The sequence below is a fragment of the Bradyrhizobium sp. 41S5 genome (genome assembly GCF_011516665.3).
Taxonomy (GTDB): Bacteria; Pseudomonadota; Alphaproteobacteria; order Rhizobiales; family Xanthobacteraceae; genus Bradyrhizobium; species Bradyrhizobium quebecense.
The window spans coordinates 1,887,467-1,905,508 of sequence record NZ_CP083721.1; the positions used below are offsets into that span (position 1 = coordinate 1,887,467).

Below are 18,042 nucleotides of genomic sequence, written 5' to 3' on the forward strand. Positions count from 1 at the left end.
GAGTGGAGCGGCCGTTGTCGTTTCAGCGATCGCGTTTACGCGTAATCGCTGTTGTCGTCGCCGCCGTTGTCGTCGAAGTCGTCGGCGTCTTGATCATCGTCACTGTCCTGGTCGGCCTGCGCCTGGTCGAATGCGCCGGCGCGCGAGCCGAGATCACTGTCGCGACCGGACGTACTGACATCGTTGATTCCGGCGTCACGGGCGAGGTCGCTCGAGGACTGGTCGCCGCCCCAGGGCCGCGAACCACCACCGAGCCCGCCGGCGTCGGCCAGCGATTGATGGCTGCCGCCACCCATCATGCCGCGGATGCTGGAGAGCAGCAGCCCGCCGCCGACCACGCCGGCCGCGGCCGCAGCCGCGGTGCCGAGGAACGAGCCGCCACCGCCGCCGGGCGCGCCGCCGCCGAAGGCTGGGGGCTGCGAGCCGCCATAGGGCTGGCCGTATTGGGGCTGGCCGTATTGCTGCGGCGATTGGCCATAGCCGCCGGCCTGCTGCATCGCCTGGCCCGAGTTCCAGACCGGGCGGCTGCCGCCGACATCGGGCGCGCGCACCGGCGGCACCGAGCCGTGCGGCTGCTGCTGGCCCTGTCCGAAGATCGCATCGCGCATGGAATCGAGGAAGCCGCCGCCCTGCTGCTGTGCACCCTGCTGCTGGCCGACCGCTGCCTCGAGCTGCTGGATACGGTCATGGGCGCGCTTCAGCGCCTCGTCCTGCACCAGCGCGGTCTGCACCAGCGCGTAGACCGCATTCGGCGCGCTGCGCAGGCCCTGCATGATCGCGGACATGGCCTCGTTGTCGCGCGGGGCGTTCTCCAGCTTGGCAAGGCGGTCGAAGAGATCGTCGATCAATTGGCGTTCTTGCGGTGTCATGGCGTTCTCCATCGCGTCGATCGAATCGGCGCGCGGCTGATGTAGGACGGGCTTTGTGGCGCAAGGAGTGGGGGCCAGGATTAAATTTATGTATGCGACAATACGACCGGCGGTTTTTCGTGAACCTTATCAGGCCAGTGTAACTTTATTCAGGGCCAGCAAAGCGGAGAAATCCTCGCTTGCGAGATAGGCATGCTCGGTCTCGCGCTGCGTCGTCAGCGGGTCGAGGTTTTTCAGGGTTTCATCGACGAAACCGGGATGGCACATCACGAGCCCGTCCTCGGGCAGGCCGTCGAGGAAGCCCTGCATCAGCGCTGCGAATTCGCTGCCGCGCGTAAAATCGTAGGCGCCGGCGAAGGCCGGGTTGAAATGCAGGGCCGATCGCTGGGCCTTGATCCGGAATTGCGTGCTGAGCACGTTCAGCACCAAAGCCTTCGGCGCCGTCAGCTGGCGCGCCAGCGGACCTTCGCGTCCGCACTGCCGCACCCAGGCGTTGGGCGCGCGCTCCTTCACGGCGCGCAGGAAGCCGTCGCGGACCTGCGGGAACAGCTGCGCGTGCTGATGGCCGTCGACGAAATCGGGGGCGCGGCCGAACAGATCGTGGAAGGCGTCGAGTTGCGCCAGCACCTCGGCATGGACCAGATCGGCGTCGAGCCGGTGCATCAGCCCGGCGCGCAACAGCCGCGGAAACGGCAGGAACATGTCGCCGTCGAGCGGGCGGAAATGCATCGTCAGCGGCCGGAACGGCGCGGTCAGCGTCACGTGCAGCCCGATCGCGCAGCGCGGGCTTTTCGCCACCGAAGCCTGCAGCGCGGCCGCAGCCTCGCGGCCGACTGCCGGCGTCACCATCATCACCGACGTCGCATTAAGACGGCCGCGCTCGATCAGATCGCGGATCGCGCGGTTGACGCCGCAGCTTAAGCCATAGTCGTCAGCACACAGCCAGATCCGGCGCGGCGAATTTTCGCTCATTCGGCGGCGGTCCGCTCGGTGGCGCTTTGCGCCGCGCCGCCGTCGGCGTGCTTCTCGGTGTGCTCGGCGACGAAGTAGATCGGCCGTGCCTTCAATTCGGAGAGGATCTTGCCGATATATTCGCCGACGATGCCGATCATGATCAGCTGCACGCCGCCGATCGTCATCACGCCGATCATCAGCGACGGATAGCCGGGGACCTGCTTGCCGGTGGTCAGCACTTCCCACAGGATCGAGAGCCCGAACAGGAACGCCGCGCCTGCGAGCAGCGCGCCGAGCAGGCTGGCGAAGCGCAACGGCGCCACCGAGAACGAGGTCAGGCCCTCGATCGACAGGCCGATCAGCCGGCCGGCATTGAAGGTGGTGACGCCATGCGCGCGCGGCGCCGGCTCGTAGTCGACGCGGATCTGCCTGAACCCGATCCAGCTCGCGAGGCCCTTGAAGAAACGGTTGCGCTCCGGCAATTGCCGCAGCGCCAGCGCCGCGCGCGGCGACAGCAGGCGGAAGTCGCCGGCATCCTCGGGGATCTTCTGCCGCGCGCCCCAGTTGATCAGCGCGTAGAAGCCGCGCACGGAAAGCCGGCGCAGCGCCGATTCATTGTCGCGGTGCGCCTTCGCCGTGTAGACAACGTCGTAGCCGTCATCGATCCAGTGTGCGACCAGTTGCTCGACCAAGGTCGGCGGATGCTGGCCGTCGCCATCCATGAACAGCACCGCGCCGCGGCGGGCATGGTCGAGGCCGGCCATCAGCGCCGCCTCCTTGCCGAAATTGCGCGACAGCGACACCACCTGCAGGTCGAGCCCGTCGGCGGGCAGGCCGCGCGCGATGGCCAGCGTGTTGTCGGCGCTGCCGTCGTCGACATAGACCACTTCGCAATTGAGCCCGTAGCGGGCGCGCAGTGAGCTGGCGAGGTCGATCAACCGTTGGTGCAGCGCCACAAGCCCGGCGGCCTCGTTGTAGACGGGCACGACGATGGACAGACCCTGCGCTGCGGCGGTCTTGGCGGTTGTGGTCAGGCTGGAAACGTCAGAGCCCAGCATCATCGGTCAGGTTCCAGAACTAGAGCGTTTTCCAGCGAAATGAGGTTCCGGTTCGCGTGGAAGAAACGCGTCACAACGAGAGATCATGAACACAATATGGTACCGACGGCCGGCTGTCGCCAACATGAACGGCCCCGCCTGCTCATTGTCGCAGGAACGCCTCGAGCTTGGCGAACAGCGGGTTCTCGCGGTCGAACACGTAGTCCAGCGACACCACCGACACGGTTTCGGCGCCGTGCTCGCGCAGGAAGCTGCCGAGCGCGTAAAGCTTGCCCGGTGGGCAGTGCAGCGTCAGCATGCCCGACGAGGTCGGGCTGCCGAACGGGGCGACCACGCCGAAGCGGGTATGCGCCTCGGACAGCAGCGCATCGTTGCAACCGGCGAAGCGGGTACGCACCTCGCGATACTTGGTTGCGCGGGCGCGCGCGGCGATGTGGTCGAGGATGACGCGCGCGGTCTCGCGGGCGCTTTTCGACCAGTCGGCATCGCGGGAGGCGACGAGGTTGGCCTGGCTGCGCAGCATCACGCCGTCGTCGAGGACCTTGAGCCCGTTGGCGGCGAGCGTCGCGCCCGTGGTCGTGATGTCGACGATCAGTTCGGCGGTGCCGGCCGCGGGCGCGCCCTCGGTGGCGCCGGCGCTCTCCACGATGCGGTAGTCGCCGACGCCGTGCCTGGCGAAGAAGCCGCGCGTCAGATTGATGTATTTGGTCGCGACCCGCATGCGGTGATTGTGCTGCTCGCGGAAGCCGCTCGCGACGTCGTCGAGATCGGCCATGGTGCGGACGTCGATCCAGGCCTGCGGCACCGCGACCACGACATTGGCGTAGCCGAAGCCGAGGCCTTCGATCATCAGCACGCGCTTGTCGGCATCCGGAATGCTCTCGCGCACCAGATCCTCGCCGGTGACGCCGAGATGCACCGAGCCGCGCGCCAGATTGGCCGCGATCTCGCTGGCCGACAGATAGGCGATCTCGACATTGTCGACGCCGGCGATGGTGCCGCGATAGTCGCGCGCGCCGCCGGCCTTCGACAAGGTCAGCCCGGCGCGGGCGAAGAAGCTCTCCGCGTTTTCCTGCAAACGCCCCTTGGAGGGAACGGCGACGACGAACGGCGTGCTCATTGGGCGGCTCCGGAGGCACCGGCCTTGCCATGCCGGGTCATCGCCTCGATCCAGACCGAGAAGCCGACCGCCGGGATCGGATTGGCCGAGCCGAGCTGCGACATCAGCCCGTCATAGCGGCCGCCCGCGACCAGCGGCTCGGCGCCGTTGCCCCTGGCGTGCAGCTCGAACTCGAAGCCGGTGTAATAGTCGAGGCCGCGGCCGAACGCGGTCGAGAACCACGTCTTCCGGATGTCGATGCCGCGCGCGGCCATGAAGCCGACCCGGCTCTCGAACTGGTCGATCGCCGCGGCAAGGTCGAGCCTGGCGTCGGAGGCCAGTGCGCGCAGTTGCGCGATTGCATCGTCGGGATCGCCCGATATGGCGAGGAAGCGCTTGATGGTGGCGAGCGCATCGCGCGGCAGCGCGCCGCCCTTCAGCGTCGATTGCTCGAGGAAGCGGTCGGCGATCTCGGCGACCGTGCGGCCGCCGACATTGGTGGTGCCGGCGATCGACATCAGATCGGTGACCAGCGCCAGCGCCGCCTTGCGGTCGGATCCGGCGAGGGCTGCGAGCACGCCCTCATATTCGTTGCGGCCCGGCGCAGTCGCCAATGTCAGCTGCTCGATGTCGTCGGTCAGCGAAACCTTGCGGTTGAAATCCTTGATCAGCCGGCGCCGCCACACCGGATAAAGCTCGAGTGCATCGATCAGCGCGTTGAACAGCGCGACGTCGCCGGTGCGGATATCGACATCCTTCAAGCCAAAGGCCGTGGTCGCCTCCAGCGCCAGCGCCAGCATCTCGGCGTCCGCTGCGGCGCGATCCTGCCGCCCAAAGGATTCGATGCCGGCCTGCAGGAACTGGCTCGGCTGGCCGTCGCGATAGCGGAACACCGGGCCGAGATAGCTGAAGCCGGCCGGCTGACCGGCACGGGACGAGGCGAGGTAGTCGCGCGCCACCGGGATCGTGAGATCCGGGCGCAGGCAGAGCTCCTCGCCGCTCGGGTCGGTCGTCAGATACAGGCTCTTGCGGATGTCCTCGCCGGACAGGTCGAGGAACGGCTCGGCCGGCTGCAGGATTGCGGGTTCGGACCTGAGATAACCGGCCTGCGCGAACGAGGCCAGCAGCGCATCCGCCCAGGAAGCCGCTCCTGGAGCGGATCCGGCGGCGGGTCGTGGTGCGGCAGCTTCGCTCATCTCGACGTCCAATTCGCTCCGAACTCGCGGTTCGGAGTGGGGTTCCATGGGTGGTGTCGGCGGAGCCCTTAGCATGGCCGTATCAGGGTTTCGACAGGGATCAGCCAAGTGGCTTAATGATTGGGTTCGTTAACGATTTTGCGACGGCTTGGCTAGGGGCAGGGCAAGCCGAATTGCGAGTGATGTGAGCACGCCTCTCAGGCTTCCTGCCCCGCAAGAGGGGAGGGAACCCTTCCGCCGGTCCGTCCATCACCACCTCCCCAATCCCCCAGCGCCGCCTGCACCAGCGCCAGGGCGGCGACGGCGGCGGTGTCGGCGCGCAGGATGCGTGGCCCGAGCGCGAGACGGAGGATGTTGGGCTGGCGCAGCAGCAGCGCGCGCTCCTCTTCGGCAAAGCCGCCCTCGGGGCCGATCAGCACGTCGATCCCGCCGTTTGCGGCGGTCGCGGCCTGCAACGCCTGGACCGGGTTCGCCACTTCGGCCGCCTCGTCGCAGAACACCAGCAGCCGCGCCGGATCGCGCCCCGCCAGGAAACGTTCGAGCGGAAGGGGATCGGCGACCTCGGCAAGCGAGATGATCCCGCATTGCTCGGCGGCTTCGACCACATTGGCGCGCATCCGCTCGCTGTTGACCCGCGACACCTGGGTGAAGCGCGTCAGCACCGGCACGAGCCGTGCCGCGCCCATCTCGACCGCCTTCTGCACCATGTAGTCGAGCCGCGCATGTTTTAGCGGGGCGAACACATAGGTCACGTCGGGCAGGCGGTCCTGCGGGCGGGTCTGCGCCGTGATCGTCAGCGTGTCGGCGCGTTTGCGGCCGGAAATCTCCGCGCGCCATTCGCCGTCGCGGCCGTTGAACACCAGCACGCTGTCGCCGGCGGCAAGCCGCAGCACGTTGCCGAGATAGTTGCTCTGGTCGCGTTCGAGCGAAACAGTCGCGCCGGCACCGAGCGGGGCATCGACAAACAGGCGGGGGCTGCGAAAATCGAGTTCAGGCATGTCTGGGTTCCTGAGCCGCCTTCTAGCCTAAAGGCGCCGCCAAGTATCGCTCAGGTCTGCCCCGCTGCTGATTGCGACCGGAGAGGATCGTCGGATTCCATGACCGACATCGTTGGTCAGAGCTAGGGCCGCTTCCAAGTCGCGAGGCAAGTTAACCAAACCGGGCGACACCGTAGTCCCTCGGACTCGTCAGGAAAGCTCCGGCCAACTACTACGGTGGTGTCGATATATTGCTTCTGTCACCAAGTCATTTTTCGAGTCCGAGGGGTCGCTTGCACGCGGCCCCTTTTGTCTTTCGGTCGGTGTGGGGCCGCAAATTCGAGCCGAGGCATCACCGAAAATCGCGCTCAGGCACAATTGATGGCCCGGTTTTACCGCCGTTCGCGGCCTAAATGCTTCGAATCGGGGAACAATTTAATGTGGCCGGTGTGGCCCTACGCCGCGCTGTCGCCCAAATCCACGGGTTGTTAAGGGCGCACAGGAATCGTAAAACGCCCCCAAATTTCGTTGCTTCGTTTTGTTGCGCTGGGGTTGCCTGGACCTTTTGCCGGAGAAACACCCTCGATGATCCGCCGACTGATCGTGCTGACCGTTGCCGCGACCGCCCTGTCTGCGGGGCACGCCGCGGCCCAGAGCGCCTTTCCGGCGCCGCTGCCCAATCAAGGCCAGGCCGGCACCGCCTCGGATCCCGCGTTCCCGCCGGTGAACGGCGCGCGTGCAAGCCGTGCAGGCACCGCTTCGGATCCTGCGTTCCCGCCGGTCAACGGCGCACCGGCGGCCAGGGTCGGCGCCACGCCGTCGGCATTTCCGACCAATGGTGCGGCTCCCATCGCCGGCGGCGGTCTGTCGTCTCCGCCGCCCCCGCCCGGCGCCGGTGGTGGCGCCGCCGGTGACGCCTGCATGAAGGATTTCGTCCCGCTGCGCGAGGAGACCGAGAAGCGCGGCAAGGCGATCAAGGCGGCGAGCGACCGGCACGCCAGCCCCCAGGAGGCCTGCAAGCTGATCGGCAACTACAGCCAGGCCGAAGTCAAGATGATCAAGTATGTCGACAGCAACGCGTCGAAGTGCGGGATCCCGCCGCAGATCTCCGATCAGCTCAAGAACGGCCACAAGAATACCGAGGCGTTGCTGAAGAAGGTCTGCAACGTCGCTGAGCAGGCGGCGGCGCAGCCGCGCGGGCCGGCGGGACCGTCGCTGAGCGACGTGCTCGGCTCGTCCGCCTCGCTGCCGGAAGCGACGCCGACCAAGAAAGGCGGCAGCACCTTCGACACGCTGAACGGCAACGTTCTGACCCGATGATTGGGCGGCCGATGATTGACCAGCAATGAGCGAGGTCTCCGCCCGTGTTGCCGACTCCACAGGCAACTGGGTGGATACCCATGCGCCGGTCTGGTCACGGCCCTATCTGCGGCTTGCGCGCTACGACCGGCCGATCGGCTCGTGGCTGTTGTTGATGCCGTGCTGGTGGTCGGCGGCGCTCGCCGCCGGCGTCGCGCACGATGTGCGCTCGCTCCCGCTCGTCGTCCTGCTGTTCTTCATCGGCGCCTTCGTGATGCGCGGCGCAGGCTGCACCTGGAACGACATCACCGATCGCGATCTCGACGCCAGGGTCGAGCGCACGCGGTCGCGGCCGATCCCCGCCGGGCAGGTCACGGTGACGCAGGCGTTGGTCTTCATGGTCCTGCAGGCGCTGATCGGGCTTCTCGTGCTGCTGCAGTTCAACCGCTTTGCGGTCATGACCGGCATCGCCTCGCTCGTGATCGTCGCGATCTACCCGTTCATGAAGCGGATCACCTGGTGGCCGCAGGTCGTGCTCGGCCTTGCCTTTTCCTACGGCGCGCTGATGGGCTTTGCGGTGACGCTGGAGCGCATCGATGCGGCCGCGATCGCGCTCTACGCCGGATCGATCGCCTGGGTGATCGCCTACGACACCATCTACGCCCATCAGGACGCCGAGGATGATGCGCTGATCGGCGTCAAATCCACCGCGCGCCTGTTCGGCGCACGCACCCATCGGGCGCTGGTGATTTTCTATGGTCTCGCCGTGCTGCTGATCGGCGTGGCATTCGCGCTCGCGGGCGCGCGCTGGCCGGCCTGGATCGGCCTTGCGGCGTTCGCGCTGCATCTCGCCCGGCAGGTCCGCCGGCTCGACACCAGCGACCCCGCACTCTGTCTGCGCATCTTCAAATCCAACCGCGACGCCGGCTTCATCCTGTTCGCAAGCCTGGTCGTCGATGCGGTGCTGCGGGCGGCGTAACGGCGCGCTCTCGCCATTCCCCGGTGCGCAATTGCGCACCTGAGGGCTCTCGAAGCGAGAAGAGCAAGACTCGGACGATTCATGTCGCGAGAACGCGAGAGTATGCCCCGCCAGCCGATCAACAAAATCGGTGTCGTCCCTGCGAAAGCAGGGACCCATAACCACGAATGGTCATTGTCAAGCGAATCTGGGAACGACGAGTCCCGTTCACAACGTGAGCCGCGGAGTATGGGTCCCTGCTTTCGCAGGGACGACGGCGACTGTGAGGCGACTTGAGTGCAAACTCAATCCCGCGCGATGATCTCGCGCTCGTCGCGATGCACGCTGGTGCCGTTGAGGCTGACGCCGGCGCGGCGGCGGACAAGGAATTTCGGGCGGCGCGCGCGGATTGCGTTGCGGCGGCGGCGGCGCGGGGCAGGCTGGCGCGGGGCAGGCTCGGTCAGTTGCGGGAGATGGAAGATGTCGCTCCACATTTGCCAGGCGGAGGTGATTTCTTCGGCATCCGAACTGCTGCCGAGCGGAATGGAGAGCGCGGGATCGCGGTGAACCAGCACCAGCATCTGCGCGTCGTCGATGCCGCGCAGCGCGACGCCGAGGAAATCGCTGACGCGAACATTGACCGCCATCCGCATGCCGAGAACGGCACGGCGCAGCACGACATGTTCGCGGTGAAGCTCGACCTGCCGCATGCCGCCATCCGCGCGCGCATCCTGCGCGTGGAAGCTGAGCGGAAGGGAAAGAGGGTCGAGCCGCAGTGCGCGGCTCGACCCGGCGGAATTGATTCCGCTTGTTGGTGTTTGACGCCTCAAAGCCTTAGTCTCCCCGCCGGGATTATGTTCCCGGTCGATGTGTGAGAGCCTAGCCGAGCGATGGCCGTTTCGGCTTAAAAAGCCTGGTTAACCGCTCCTCACCTGGCGCCATGATTGACAAGAGGTTGGCCCGCATGATTGACGAAGCCTTGCGCCGATCACTCAAATCTTTGTTGCCCGCCGGTGCAAAGTGCTTGAATTCCCTGTGAATCCGGCACATCTGGTTAGGTCTGTCGACGCCATTCCGGGCCCCCCTCAATCCGCAGGAATTCGTTCGTGAACCCTTCACCATCTGCATCGCGACACGGCGATACCTCCGATCTGTTCGACCAGTCCGGCCTGAGCGACCTTGCGCAGCGTCTGGTCGAAGCCGCAAAGCGCGCCGGAGCCGATGCGGCCGATGCCATCGCGGTGCGCGGCGTCTCGCAAGGCGTCGAAGTCCGCGACGGCCGCGTCGAGGAAACCGAGCGCTCCGAAGGCGACGATGTCGGACTTCGGGTGTTCGTCGGCCAGCGCCAGGCGGTGGTGTCGACCAATGACGTCAGTGGCGACGGGATTGCAAAGCTCGCCGAGCGCGCGGTCGCGATGGCGCGCGTGGCGCCCGACGATAAATATGTCGGTCTGGCCGATCCCGCGCTCCATGCGCATGATTTCCCCGATCTCGATCTGCTCGACCGTACCGTCCCGACCACGGCCGAGCTCGAGCGGCGCGCGATCGAAGCGGAAGCCGCGGCACTCGCGGTCAAGGGCGTCACGAAATCCGGCGGCGCATCGGCCTCGACCGGGATCGGCGGCATGGTGCTGGTGACGTCGACCGGTTTCCACGGCTCTTACCTGCGCTCCAGCCACGGCATCTCGACGACGGCGATTTCCGGTGAGGGCACCGGCATGGAGCGCGACTATGATTTCACCAGCGCGCCGCACGCGTCCGATCTCGATGCACCCACGGCTGTTGGCCGCAAGGCCGGCGAGCGCGCGGTGGCGCGGTCGAATCCGCGCAAGGTCGAGACCTGCAAGGTGCCTGTCGTGTTCGATCCGCGGGTTGCGGGCTCGATCGTCGGCCATCTGGTCGGCGCCATCAACGGCGCCTCGATCGCGCGCAAGACCAGCTTCCTGAAGGACAAGCTTGGCGAGCAGCTGTTCTCGAGGGATATCCGCATCATCGACGATCCCTTGCGCGTGCGCGGCCTGCGTTCGCAGACCTTCGACGCCGAGGGCGTCAAGGTGAAGAAGATCGCGTTGATCGACGAAGGCGTGCTGACCACCTGGGTGCTGGACTCCGCGACTGCGCGCGAGCTCGGCCTGGTCACGACCGGGCATGCGCATCGCGGCGTGTCGTCCTCGCCGTCGCCCGGAACATATAATCTGCATCTCGAGCCGGGTGCGGTGACGCCGAAGGAGCTGATCTCCGACATCAAGCAGGGCTTCTATGTCACCGACCTGATCGGCTCCGGCGTCAACGGCGTGACCGGCGACTACAGCCGCGGCGCGTCCGGCTTCTGGATCGAGAATGGCGAGATCACCTATCCGGTCAGCGAAGTGACGATCGCCGGCCACCTGCTGCCGATGTTCAAATCGCTGGTCGCTGCCAACGATCTGGAATTCCGCTACGGCGTCAATTCGCCGACGCTGCGCATCGAGGGCCTGACGCTTGGCGGACGCTGATACGGACGACTGGACCAAGGCGCGCGACGCCGCCTTGCTGACCAGATCGGTGCAGGAGGCGGGCCGGCTCGCATCGTCGCTGTTCCGCACCGAATTGAAGAACTGGATCAAGGGCGCGTCCTCGCCGGTCTCGGAGGCCGACATCGCCGTCAACGACCTCCTGGAGCAGCAGCTGCGTTCGGCGACGCCGGGTTACGGCTGGCTGTCGGAGGAAAGCGCCGACAACGCGACCCGGCTCGACAGGCGCTTCACCTGGATCGTCGATCCGATCGACGGCACCCGCGCCTATCTCGCCGGCCGCGAGGACTGGTGCGTCAGTGTGGCGCTGGTTGAGAATGCATCGCCGGTGCTCGCGGCGGTGTATGCGCCGGTGACCGAGGAATTCTTCTTTGCCGCCCGCGGCCAGGGCACGACCCTGAACGACAGCGGCGTGCACGCGACCGCGGGCACCGATTTCGATTTTCCCCGCATGGCCGGACCGAAACCGCTGGTGCAGCGGCTCAGCCCGACCTCCGACGAGATCACGCTCTATCCGCGGATCGGATCGCTGGCCCTGCGGTTGTGCCGCGTAGCACAAGGTCGACTTGACGCCGCCTTTGCGGGCGGGCAAAGCCGCGACTGGGATCTTGCCGCCGCGAATTTGATCGTGCAGGAAGCGGGTGGTAAGATGACCGCGCTCTCGGGGGATGCGATTGAGTACAATCGCCGGGAGGTTACGCATGGGGTGCTGGTGGCAGCAGGACGCGAACGTCATGCCCGCATTGTCGAGCATTTTCGCAACCGTCCATTGCCGTGAGGCCCCGCCGATCCGCGCCGCGTTTCCGATTGTGACGAACGGACTTGTTACGACAGGCCTGTGACGACCAGACTTGTAGCGACCAGACTCGTGACGACCAGACCTGTGACGACAACGACTTCATTTGCTTGCCGGGCATCTCGTTAGGAAAACCATCTCATGTCAGACAATGCCCAGCCACAGCTGCTTCACCTCGTGATCGGCGGCGAGTTGACCGATCTCGAGCACAACACCTTCAAGAACCTGGACGAAGTCGAGATCGTCGGCGTCTACCCGAACTATGCGACCGCCTATGCGGCCTGGAAGGCGAAGGCGCAAGCGACGGTGGACAACGCCCAGGTGCGCTATTTCGTCGTTCACCTCCACCGGTTGCTCGATCCTGAGCAGGACACAAAGCACTCCCATTGAAACGACTTCTTCGCGATCTGCTGCGCAGCGGCTTCGTGCAGCGCGTGCTGGGTGTGCTTGCGGCCGAGTATCTGCGGCTGGTGTGGTACACCAACCGCTTCATCTATCAGCCGCATGACGTATACGGGATCGTCGAGCCCCTGATGCCGGCGATCTTCGTGTTCTGGCACGGCCAGCACTTCATGACGCCGTTCATCAAGACCAAGGACAGACACCGCGCCAAGGTCTTGATCTCCCGCCACCGCGACGGCGAGTTCAACGCCCTCGCGGTCGAGCGGCTCGGCATCGGCACGATCAGGGGGTCCGGCGACCATTCCGGCGCGTTCCATCGCAAGGGCGGCGTCGGCGCCTTCCTGGAGATGGTTCGGACGCTGGAAGACGGCTGCAACATGGCCACCACGGCCGACGTGCCGAAGCGGGCGCGGGTGGCGGGCCTCGGAGCCATCATGCTGGCGCGGGAAACCGGCCGGCCGATCATCCCCTTTGCGATGGTCACCAGCCGATTCATCCGGTTGAAAAACTGGGACTCCACGACCATCAATTTGCCATTCGGGCGCGGCGCAGTGGTAGGTATTGAGCCGGTCTATGTGCCGCCCGATGCCGATGCCGCGACGATGGAAAGGCTTCGGCAGCACGTGGAGAATCTTCTCAACGAAGCGACCCGGCGCGCCTATGCAGCCGTCGGGCGGCCGGAGGCAACGCTTGGCTAGCTCGCTACCGATGACGTTGCGTGTCTATCGCAAGCTGTCGTCCGCGATGGTGCCGCTCGCGCCTGCGCTGATCAAGCGGCGGCTCAAGCTCGGCAAGGAAGACCCCGAACGCGTCGGCGAGCGGCGCGGCATGAGCGCCGATGTCCGGCCGCAGGGCCCGCTGGTGTGGATTCACGGCGCGAGCGTCGGCGAGGTGCTGGCGGCGGTGGGGCTGATCGAGCGGCTGCGCGCGCTCAATCTGCGCATCCTGCTCACCTCGGGCACGGTGACCTCGGCCGCGATCGCCGCCAAGCGCTTTCCGCCCGACGTGATCCATCAATACGTGCCGTATGACTCGCCGCGCTATGTCGCGCGCTTCCTCGATCACTGGCGTCCGTCGCTGGCGCTGTTCATCGAGTCCGACCTGTGGCCGAACCTGATTCTGTCGAGCGCCGCGCGGCGGCTGCCGATGGTGCTGATCAACGGGCGGATGTCGCAGCGCTCGTTCCCGCGCTGGCGCCGGGTCTCCAACACCATCGGGGCGCTGCTCGGACGGTTCGACATCTGCCTCGCGCAGTCGAAGACCGATGCCGAACGCTTTGCCGCGCTCGGCAGCCCCAACGTCATGGTCACCGGCAACCTCAAGCTCGACGTCGCGGCGCCGCCGGCCGATCCCGCCAAGCTGGAGCGGCTGATGTCGGTGACGCGCGGCCGCGCGATCGTGGTTGCCGCGTCCACCCATCCCGGCGAGGAAGAGCTCCTGATCGAGGCGCACATATCGCTCGCCGGATTCTTCCCCGGGTTGCTCACGGTGATCGTGCCGCGGCATGCCGCGCGCGGCGAGGCCGTGGCGCGGCTCGTGACGGAAGCGGGCCTGCGTCCCGGGCTGCGCTCGCATGAGGACCTGCCGGTTGCGACCACCGATATCTATGTCGCCGACACGATGGGCGAGCTCGGCCTGTTCTACCGGCTGGCGCCGATCGTGTTCATGGGCGGTTCGCTGGTCGCGCATGGCGGCCAGAACCCGATCGAGGCGATCAAGCTCGGCGCTGCGATCGTGCACGGCCCGCACGTCTTCAACTTCACCGAGGTCTATGACGCGCTCGATCGTGCCGGCGGTGCGCGGCGCGCCGACGATCTGGAAGCGCTGGTCAAGCAGCTTGGCCAGTTCCTCGCCGATCCCGCGGCTCGCGATGCCTCGCTTGCGGCCTCCGAGCGCGTCGTCGAACAGCTCGGTGGTGCGCTGGAGCGCACGGTGACCGCTCTCGAGCCGTATATTTTGCAGCTGCAGCTCGAGATGGGAGCCGCCAATGCGTGAGCCGGCCTTCTGGCACCGGCCATCGTCTTGGACATCGCAACTGTTGAGACCGCTTGCCGCGCTCTATGGCGCGGTGGCCGCGCGGCGGATGCAGCACTCCGGCATCGATGCCGGCATTCCCGTGATCTGCGTCGGCAATTACCATGTCGGCGGCGCCGGCAAGACGCCGACCGTGCTGGCGCTGGCAAAACTGCTGCGCGATCTCGATGAACGGCCGGTGGTGCTCAGCCGCGGCTATGGCGGCAGGCTTGCCGGGCCGGTCAAGGTCGATCGTGACCGCCACACGGCGGCCGATGTCGGCGACGAGCCTCTGATGATGGCGGCGACCTTGCCGGTCGTGGTCTCGCGTGACCGCGCCGCGGGCCTGGCGCTGGCGCGCGCACAGGACGCGAGCTTGATCCTGATGGATGACGGGTTCCAGAATCCGGGCGTGATTAAGGACACCTGTCTGATCGTGATCGACGGCACGCGCGGCGTCGGCAATGGCCGCGTCATTCCGGCAGGACCGTTGCGCGCGCCGCTGTCGCCGCAGCTGGAGCGGACCGACGCGCTGATCGTGGTCGGCGAGGGGAGCGCGGCGCAGAAGATTGCGGCCGATCTCGCGTCCCGCGGCAAGCCGGTATTGTCGGCCCATCTGAGGCCGGATGAGGCCTCATTGAGTGCGTTGCGCGGTCGGCGCGTACTCGCCTTCGCCGGCATCGGCGATCCCACGCGCTTCTTCAACTCGCTGCGCGCAAGCGGGGTCGACGTCGTGCGTAACACGGCGTTCCCCGATCATCACGCCTTCACCAAGGACGAGATCGCGCAGCTCGTTGCCGATGCGAGAGGTGACGCCTTGACGCTGGTGACGACGGAAAAGGATCTGGCGCGGTTGCACGGTCCGGCCCGGATGCCGGCCTGGGCGCAGGCGATCGTGCCGTTCGCGGTGACGCTGCAATTCGAGGATGCTGCCGCGCTGCGGCGCCTGGTGACCGATCAGCTGTTCAAGGCGCGGAGCAGGAGGCTGCGCACATGAGCGCAGTCTCGAGCTTAAGCCTGCGGCTTGAGCACGCCGGGATGGTGGCGCTGCAGCACGGCGGTCGGGGTGGCGTAGGCCTCCTGCAGGTCGACGCTCCAGTACTTCAGCTCGTCGAGTGGAATCCGGACGTCGGTGATGGCACACCGCACAAAGGTGCCAGGCGAGATCACGCGGAAATCGCCGTCGAGATATTGCACTTGCGCTTCGCCATGGCCCGAGGGACCGAACTTGTTCAGCACGTTTGAGCTCTCCGCCTTGCCTCCGATGAGGCAGCCTTAAATGTTCATCAAGCCGTCTATCACAGATAGGGGGTCATGTCCGCCCGTTAAACCACCGACTTGTGATGATTTGGCGGCGGAGGCGCATGGTAGCGTTGCGGCTGTGGTCCGCTGTGTTTGCAGCGCCATAACGAGCCGGCCGGATCGGATGCGCCTCAAGTCAGTTTTCATGTGCCTCGCCATGCTTGCCGTGCCGGCCGCGGCCGCGGCGCCGCTTCCGGCCCCGCATCAGGTCGAAATTCCCGAAGGCAATGTCACGCTGCACGCGCAGCTCTACCGGCCCGATGGCGATGGCCCGTTCCCGACGGTCATCGCGCTGCATGGCTGCGGCGGTCTTGCCGGCCGTTCCGAGCAGGTAGCACCGCGCTATCGCGACTGGGCCGAGCAACTGCTCACATCAGGCCATGCAGTGCTGCTGCCCGACAGCTACGGCTCGCGCGAGCTCGGACCCCAGTGCCGCATCAAGGAGCATCAGGTCCAGACCCGCCGTGCGCGGGTTGCCGACATCAACGCGGCGCGGCAGTGGCTGGTGCAGCAGAAATGGGTGGCGAAGAGCCGCATCAGCCTGATCGGCTGGGGCAACGGCGCGGCCGCCTTGCTGTGGGCGGTGCGGCCGCAGATGTGGTCGCGCAATGTCGAGCCGGACTTCCGCTCGGCCGTCGCGTTCTATCCGGATTGCCGCACCTCGTCGGGCCTTGGCTGGAGCGCGCGGGTGCCGACGCTGGTCCTGATCGGCGCGCGCGACGATGTAACGTCATCATCGGCCTGCCACCAGATGGTCGACGGCGCGCGCGGCCGCAGCGCGCTGGCGCGGATCGTGGTCTATCCCGAGGCCTATCACGATTTCGACCGCGCCAACCTGCCGCTGCATGCGGTCGCGGCCTCGTCCGATGTCGGCATCACGGAGCCCGGTCACATCGGCACCGATGCGAGCGCGCGCAAGGACGCGCAGAAGCAAGTCGCCGAGTGGCTGGCGCGCTAGACTAGAACAGGCTGCCCTGATCGACCGGCTTGGTGACGCGCTTCGGCGCCGCTGGTTTCACCTCGCGCGGCTGCGGCTTCGGCTGGCTCTCGGGCGTCGCCGTCGCCGCGGGCTGATCAGGATTCGTGGTGGCAGCGACGCGGCCGTCGGCGAACTCGATCGACAGGCCGGCGTTCGGGCCGACCGCCGCGGCCGAATGGATCGCGTGTCCCTGCGTATCACGCACCAGCGCAAAGCCGCGCGCCAGCACGCCGCGATAGGACAGCGCCGACAGCAGCTGGCTGCGATGGGCGACGCGCGCCTCGAGCCGCTGCAGCGTCGTCACCAGCGCGCGGCGGGCGCGCTCGGCGAAGCGGTGGGTGCGCTCGAGATCGCGCGCGATCGCGTTGCGCTGGGCCTTCGCGTTGGCGAGCTTGGAGGCCTTGAGCCGGATCTCGAGCCCGCTGAAGCGTTCGCGCCGGCGATGCAGCAGCGAGCGCGCCGACAGCGTGATGCGTTCGCCCGAGACGGTCAGCCTCTGCCTTGCATGCGCGACCTGGCCGCGCAGAACGCCGATGGTGAGGCGCGAGCTCGACGCGGCGAAACGGCGGAAATGTGCGTGCGTATTGGCCTTCAGCCCGCGCGGCAGCCCGGCTGCGAGATGATCGAGCCGCTGCCGCGGGATCGCCAGCAGTTCGTTCGCCGCCGGCAGCGCACGCGCCGCGGCACGCAGCTCGTTGCGGCGCGCCTCCTGGCCGCGCTGCCAGCACACCATGGTGCGGCGGGCGAGCGCTGTGACCTCGACAAACAGCTCGCTGCGTACGGGCACCGCCATTTCGGCTGCGGCGGTCGGCGTCGGCGCGCGCTTGTCGGCGACGAAGTCGATCAGCGTGATGTCCGTCTCGTGCCCCACTGCCGAGATCAGCGGGATATGGCTCTCGGCCGCGGCGCGGACCACGATCTCCTCGTTGAACGACCACAGGTCCTCCAGCGAGCCGCCGCCGCGCGCGACGATCAACAGATCAGGCCGCGGGATACGGCCGCCCTCCGGCAGCGCGTTGAAGCCGCGGATCGCGGCCGCGACCTGCTCGGCCGAGCCGTCGCCCTGCACCTTGACCGGCCAGACCAGCACGCGGCGGGGGAAGCGATCCTCGAGGCGATGCAGGATGTCGCGGATCACCGCGCCGGTCGGCGAGGTGACGACGCCGATCACCTCGGGCAGCCATGGCAAGAGCTGCTTGCGGGCCTCGTCGAACAGGCCCTCGGCCGCCAGCTTCTTCTTGCGCTCCTCCATCAGCGCCATCAGCGCACCGACGCCGGCCGGCTCCAGCGAATCGATGACGATCTGGTACTTCGAGGAGTTCGGATAGGTGGTCAGCTTGCCGGTGGCGATGACCTCGAGCCCTTCCTGCGGCTTGAAGCGCATCCTTGCGTGGGCAAACTTCCAGATCACCGCCTCGATCTTGGCGCTCTCGTCCTTCAGGGCGAAATAGCAGTGGCCGGAGGAGTGCGGCCCACGAAAGCCGGAGATCTCGCCGCGGACGCGGACATGGCCGAACCGGTCCTCCACCGTCCGCTTCAGCGCGGATGAGAGTTCCGAGACGGTGAATTCGGGCGCGTTGACGAGATTAGGCGCGGCAGCAGTCATTTGCAGGTGATTCGGCTGTTT

Annotated in this window: 18 protein-coding genes; 9 read left to right on the forward strand and 9 right to left on the reverse strand. The window is 66.9% G+C overall.

Annotated features, from left to right (window positions below; genetic code table 11):
• Positions 1-35 precede the first annotated feature (35 nt).
• The 6 genes from HAP47_RS08885 to HAP47_RS08910 form a co-directional block, all read right to left on the reverse strand.
• Positions 36-869 carry a DUF2076 domain-containing protein gene (locus HAP47_RS08885; protein WP_173638576.1) on the reverse strand — a complete coding sequence of 278 codons (834 nt, stop codon included), beginning with the start codon at positions 867-869 and terminating at the stop codon, positions 36-38.
• A 129-nt stretch (positions 870-998) separates the two neighbouring features.
• Positions 999-1,841, reverse strand: a complete 843-nt coding sequence (locus HAP47_RS08890) for a ChbG/HpnK family deacetylase (protein WP_173638575.1) — start codon at positions 1,839-1,841, stop codon at positions 999-1,001.
• Positions 1,838-2,884, reverse strand: a complete 1,047-nt coding sequence (locus tag HAP47_RS08895) for a glycosyltransferase family 2 protein (RefSeq protein ID WP_173638574.1) — start codon at positions 2,882-2,884, stop codon at positions 1,838-1,840. Before HAP47_RS08895 ends, HAP47_RS08890 begins: the two co-directional genes overlap by 4 nt.
• Before the next feature lie 139 nt (positions 2,885-3,023).
• A complete protein-coding gene (hisG, locus tag HAP47_RS08900; RefSeq protein ID WP_173638573.1) occupies positions 3,024-4,001 on the reverse strand; it encodes an ATP phosphoribosyltransferase in 978 nt (325 codons plus the stop codon).
• Positions 3,998-5,176 carry an ATP phosphoribosyltransferase regulatory subunit gene (locus HAP47_RS08905; protein ID WP_173638572.1) on the reverse strand — a complete coding sequence of 393 codons (1,179 nt, stop codon included), beginning with the start codon at positions 5,174-5,176 and terminating at the stop codon, positions 3,998-4,000. The genes hisG and HAP47_RS08905 overlap by 4 nt, the downstream gene beginning before the upstream one ends.
• 197 nt (positions 5,177-5,373) lie before the next feature.
• Positions 5,374-6,174: a 16S rRNA (uracil(1498)-N(3))-methyltransferase gene (locus tag HAP47_RS08910; RefSeq protein WP_173638571.1), complete on the reverse strand. Its 801-nt coding sequence runs from the start codon at positions 6,172-6,174 to the stop codon at positions 5,374-5,376.
• Between the two features lie 564 nt (positions 6,175-6,738).
• Here HAP47_RS08910 and HAP47_RS08915 point away from each other — a divergent pair.
• Together HAP47_RS08915 and ubiA are read left to right on the forward strand one after the other, a co-directional pair.
• Positions 6,739-7,473 carry a hypothetical protein gene (locus tag HAP47_RS08915; RefSeq protein WP_173638570.1) on the forward strand — a complete coding sequence of 245 codons (735 nt, stop codon included), beginning with the start codon at positions 6,739-6,741 and terminating at the stop codon, positions 7,471-7,473.
• A 25-nt stretch (positions 7,474-7,498) separates the two neighbouring features.
• Positions 7,499-8,431, forward strand: coding sequence for a 4-hydroxybenzoate octaprenyltransferase (gene ubiA, locus HAP47_RS08920; protein ID WP_173638569.1), 933 nt, complete (start codon positions 7,499-7,501; stop codon positions 8,429-8,431).
• A 284-nt stretch (positions 8,432-8,715) separates the two neighbouring features.
• Here the strand turns inward: ubiA and HAP47_RS08925 are convergent, their stop codons facing one another.
• Complete coding sequence (locus HAP47_RS08925) at positions 8,716-9,240, reverse strand: DUF6101 family protein (RefSeq protein ID WP_173638568.1); 525 nt, start codon at positions 9,238-9,240, stop codon at positions 8,716-8,718.
• Between the two features lie 276 nt (positions 9,241-9,516).
• Here HAP47_RS08925 and HAP47_RS08930 point away from each other — a divergent pair, with 276 nt between their 5' ends.
• The 6 genes from HAP47_RS08930 (at position 9,517) to lpxK (ending at position 15,131) form a co-directional block, all read left to right on the forward strand.
• Positions 9,517-10,905 (forward strand): TldD/PmbA family protein, encoded by a 1,389-nt coding sequence (locus tag HAP47_RS08930; protein WP_173638567.1) that lies wholly within the window; start codon positions 9,517-9,519, stop codon positions 10,903-10,905.
• Complete coding sequence (locus HAP47_RS08935) at positions 10,892-11,701, forward strand: inositol monophosphatase family protein (protein WP_173638566.1); 810 nt, start codon at positions 10,892-10,894, stop codon at positions 11,699-11,701. The genes HAP47_RS08930 and HAP47_RS08935 overlap by 14 nt, the downstream gene beginning before the upstream one ends.
• Before the next feature lie 159 nt (positions 11,702-11,860).
• Positions 11,861-12,109 (forward strand): DUF4170 domain-containing protein, encoded by a 249-nt coding sequence (locus HAP47_RS08940; RefSeq protein ID WP_173638565.1) that lies wholly within the window; start codon positions 11,861-11,863, stop codon positions 12,107-12,109.
• Positions 12,106-12,819 carry a lysophospholipid acyltransferase family protein gene (locus tag HAP47_RS08945; RefSeq protein ID WP_173638564.1) on the forward strand — a complete coding sequence of 238 codons (714 nt, stop codon included), beginning with the start codon at positions 12,106-12,108 and terminating at the stop codon, positions 12,817-12,819. Before HAP47_RS08940 ends, HAP47_RS08945 begins: the two co-directional genes overlap by 4 nt.
• Positions 12,782-14,116, forward strand: coding sequence for a 3-deoxy-D-manno-octulosonic acid transferase (locus tag HAP47_RS08950; protein WP_173638563.1), 1,335 nt, complete (start codon positions 12,782-12,784; stop codon positions 14,114-14,116). The genes HAP47_RS08945 and HAP47_RS08950 overlap by 38 nt, the downstream gene beginning before the upstream one ends.
• Entirely contained in the window at positions 14,109-15,131 is a 1,023-nt protein-coding gene (gene lpxK / locus HAP47_RS08955) for a tetraacyldisaccharide 4'-kinase (protein ID WP_173638562.1), read from the forward strand. The genes HAP47_RS08950 and lpxK overlap by 8 nt, the downstream gene beginning before the upstream one ends.
• A gap of 14 nt (positions 15,132-15,145) precedes the next feature.
• Here lpxK and HAP47_RS08960 read toward each other — a convergent pair whose 3' ends face one another.
• A complete protein-coding gene (locus HAP47_RS08960; RefSeq protein ID WP_016848019.1) occupies positions 15,146-15,373 on the reverse strand; it encodes a DUF2093 domain-containing protein in 228 nt (75 codons plus the stop codon).
• A 187-nt stretch (positions 15,374-15,560) separates the two neighbouring features.
• Here HAP47_RS08960 and HAP47_RS08965 point away from each other — a divergent pair, with 187 nt between their 5' ends.
• A complete protein-coding gene (locus tag HAP47_RS08965) occupies positions 15,561-16,394 on the forward strand; it encodes a dienelactone hydrolase family protein (RefSeq protein ID WP_173638561.1) in 834 nt (277 codons plus the stop codon).
• 1 nt (position 16,395) lies between these two features.
• Here HAP47_RS08965 and xseA read toward each other — a convergent pair whose 3' ends face one another.
• Positions 16,396-18,021 carry an exodeoxyribonuclease VII large subunit gene (gene xseA / locus HAP47_RS08970; protein WP_173638560.1) on the reverse strand — a complete coding sequence of 542 codons (1,626 nt, stop codon included), beginning with the start codon at positions 18,019-18,021 and terminating at the stop codon, positions 16,396-16,398.
• Positions 18,022-18,042: the final 21 nt, after the last annotated feature.

Bases quoted from the DNA above. Each gene is read 5' to 3' on its own strand.
- HAP47_RS08885 (WP_173638576.1), bottom strand. From the start codon at position 869: ATGACACCGCAAGAACGCCAATTGATCGACGATCTCTTCGACCGCCTT.
- HAP47_RS08890 (WP_173638575.1), bottom strand. From the start codon at position 1,841: ATGAGCGAAAATTCGCCGCGCCGGATCTGGCTGTGTGCTGACGACTAT.
- HAP47_RS08895 (WP_173638574.1), bottom strand. From the start codon at position 2,884: ATGATGCTGGGCTCTGACGTTTCCAGCCTGACCACAACCGCCAAGACC.
- hisG (WP_173638573.1), bottom strand. From the start codon at position 4,001: ATGAGCACGCCGTTCGTCGTCGCCGTTCCCTCCAAGGGGCGTTTGCAG.
- HAP47_RS08905 (WP_173638572.1), bottom strand. From the start codon at position 5,176: ATGAGCGAAGCTGCCGCACCACGACCCGCCGCCGGATCCGCTCCAGGA.
- HAP47_RS08910 (WP_173638571.1), bottom strand. From the start codon at position 6,174: ATGCCTGAACTCGATTTTCGCAGCCCCCGCCTGTTTGTCGATGCCCCG.
- HAP47_RS08915 (WP_173638570.1), top strand. From the start codon at position 6,739: ATGATCCGCCGACTGATCGTGCTGACCGTTGCCGCGACCGCCCTGTCT.
- ubiA (WP_173638569.1), top strand. From the start codon at position 7,499: ATGAGCGAGGTCTCCGCCCGTGTTGCCGACTCCACAGGCAACTGGGTG.
- HAP47_RS08940 (WP_173638565.1), top strand. From the start codon at position 11,861: ATGTCAGACAATGCCCAGCCACAGCTGCTTCACCTCGTGATCGGCGGC.
- HAP47_RS08950 (WP_173638563.1), top strand. From the start codon at position 12,782: ATGCAGCCGTCGGGCGGCCGGAGGCAACGCTTGGCTAGCTCGCTACCG.
- lpxK (WP_173638562.1), top strand. From the start codon at position 14,109: ATGCGTGAGCCGGCCTTCTGGCACCGGCCATCGTCTTGGACATCGCAA.
- HAP47_RS08965 (WP_173638561.1), top strand. From the start codon at position 15,561: ATGCGCCTCAAGTCAGTTTTCATGTGCCTCGCCATGCTTGCCGTGCCG.
- xseA (WP_173638560.1), bottom strand. From the start codon at position 18,021: ATGACTGCTGCCGCGCCTAATCTCGTCAACGCGCCCGAATTCACCGTC.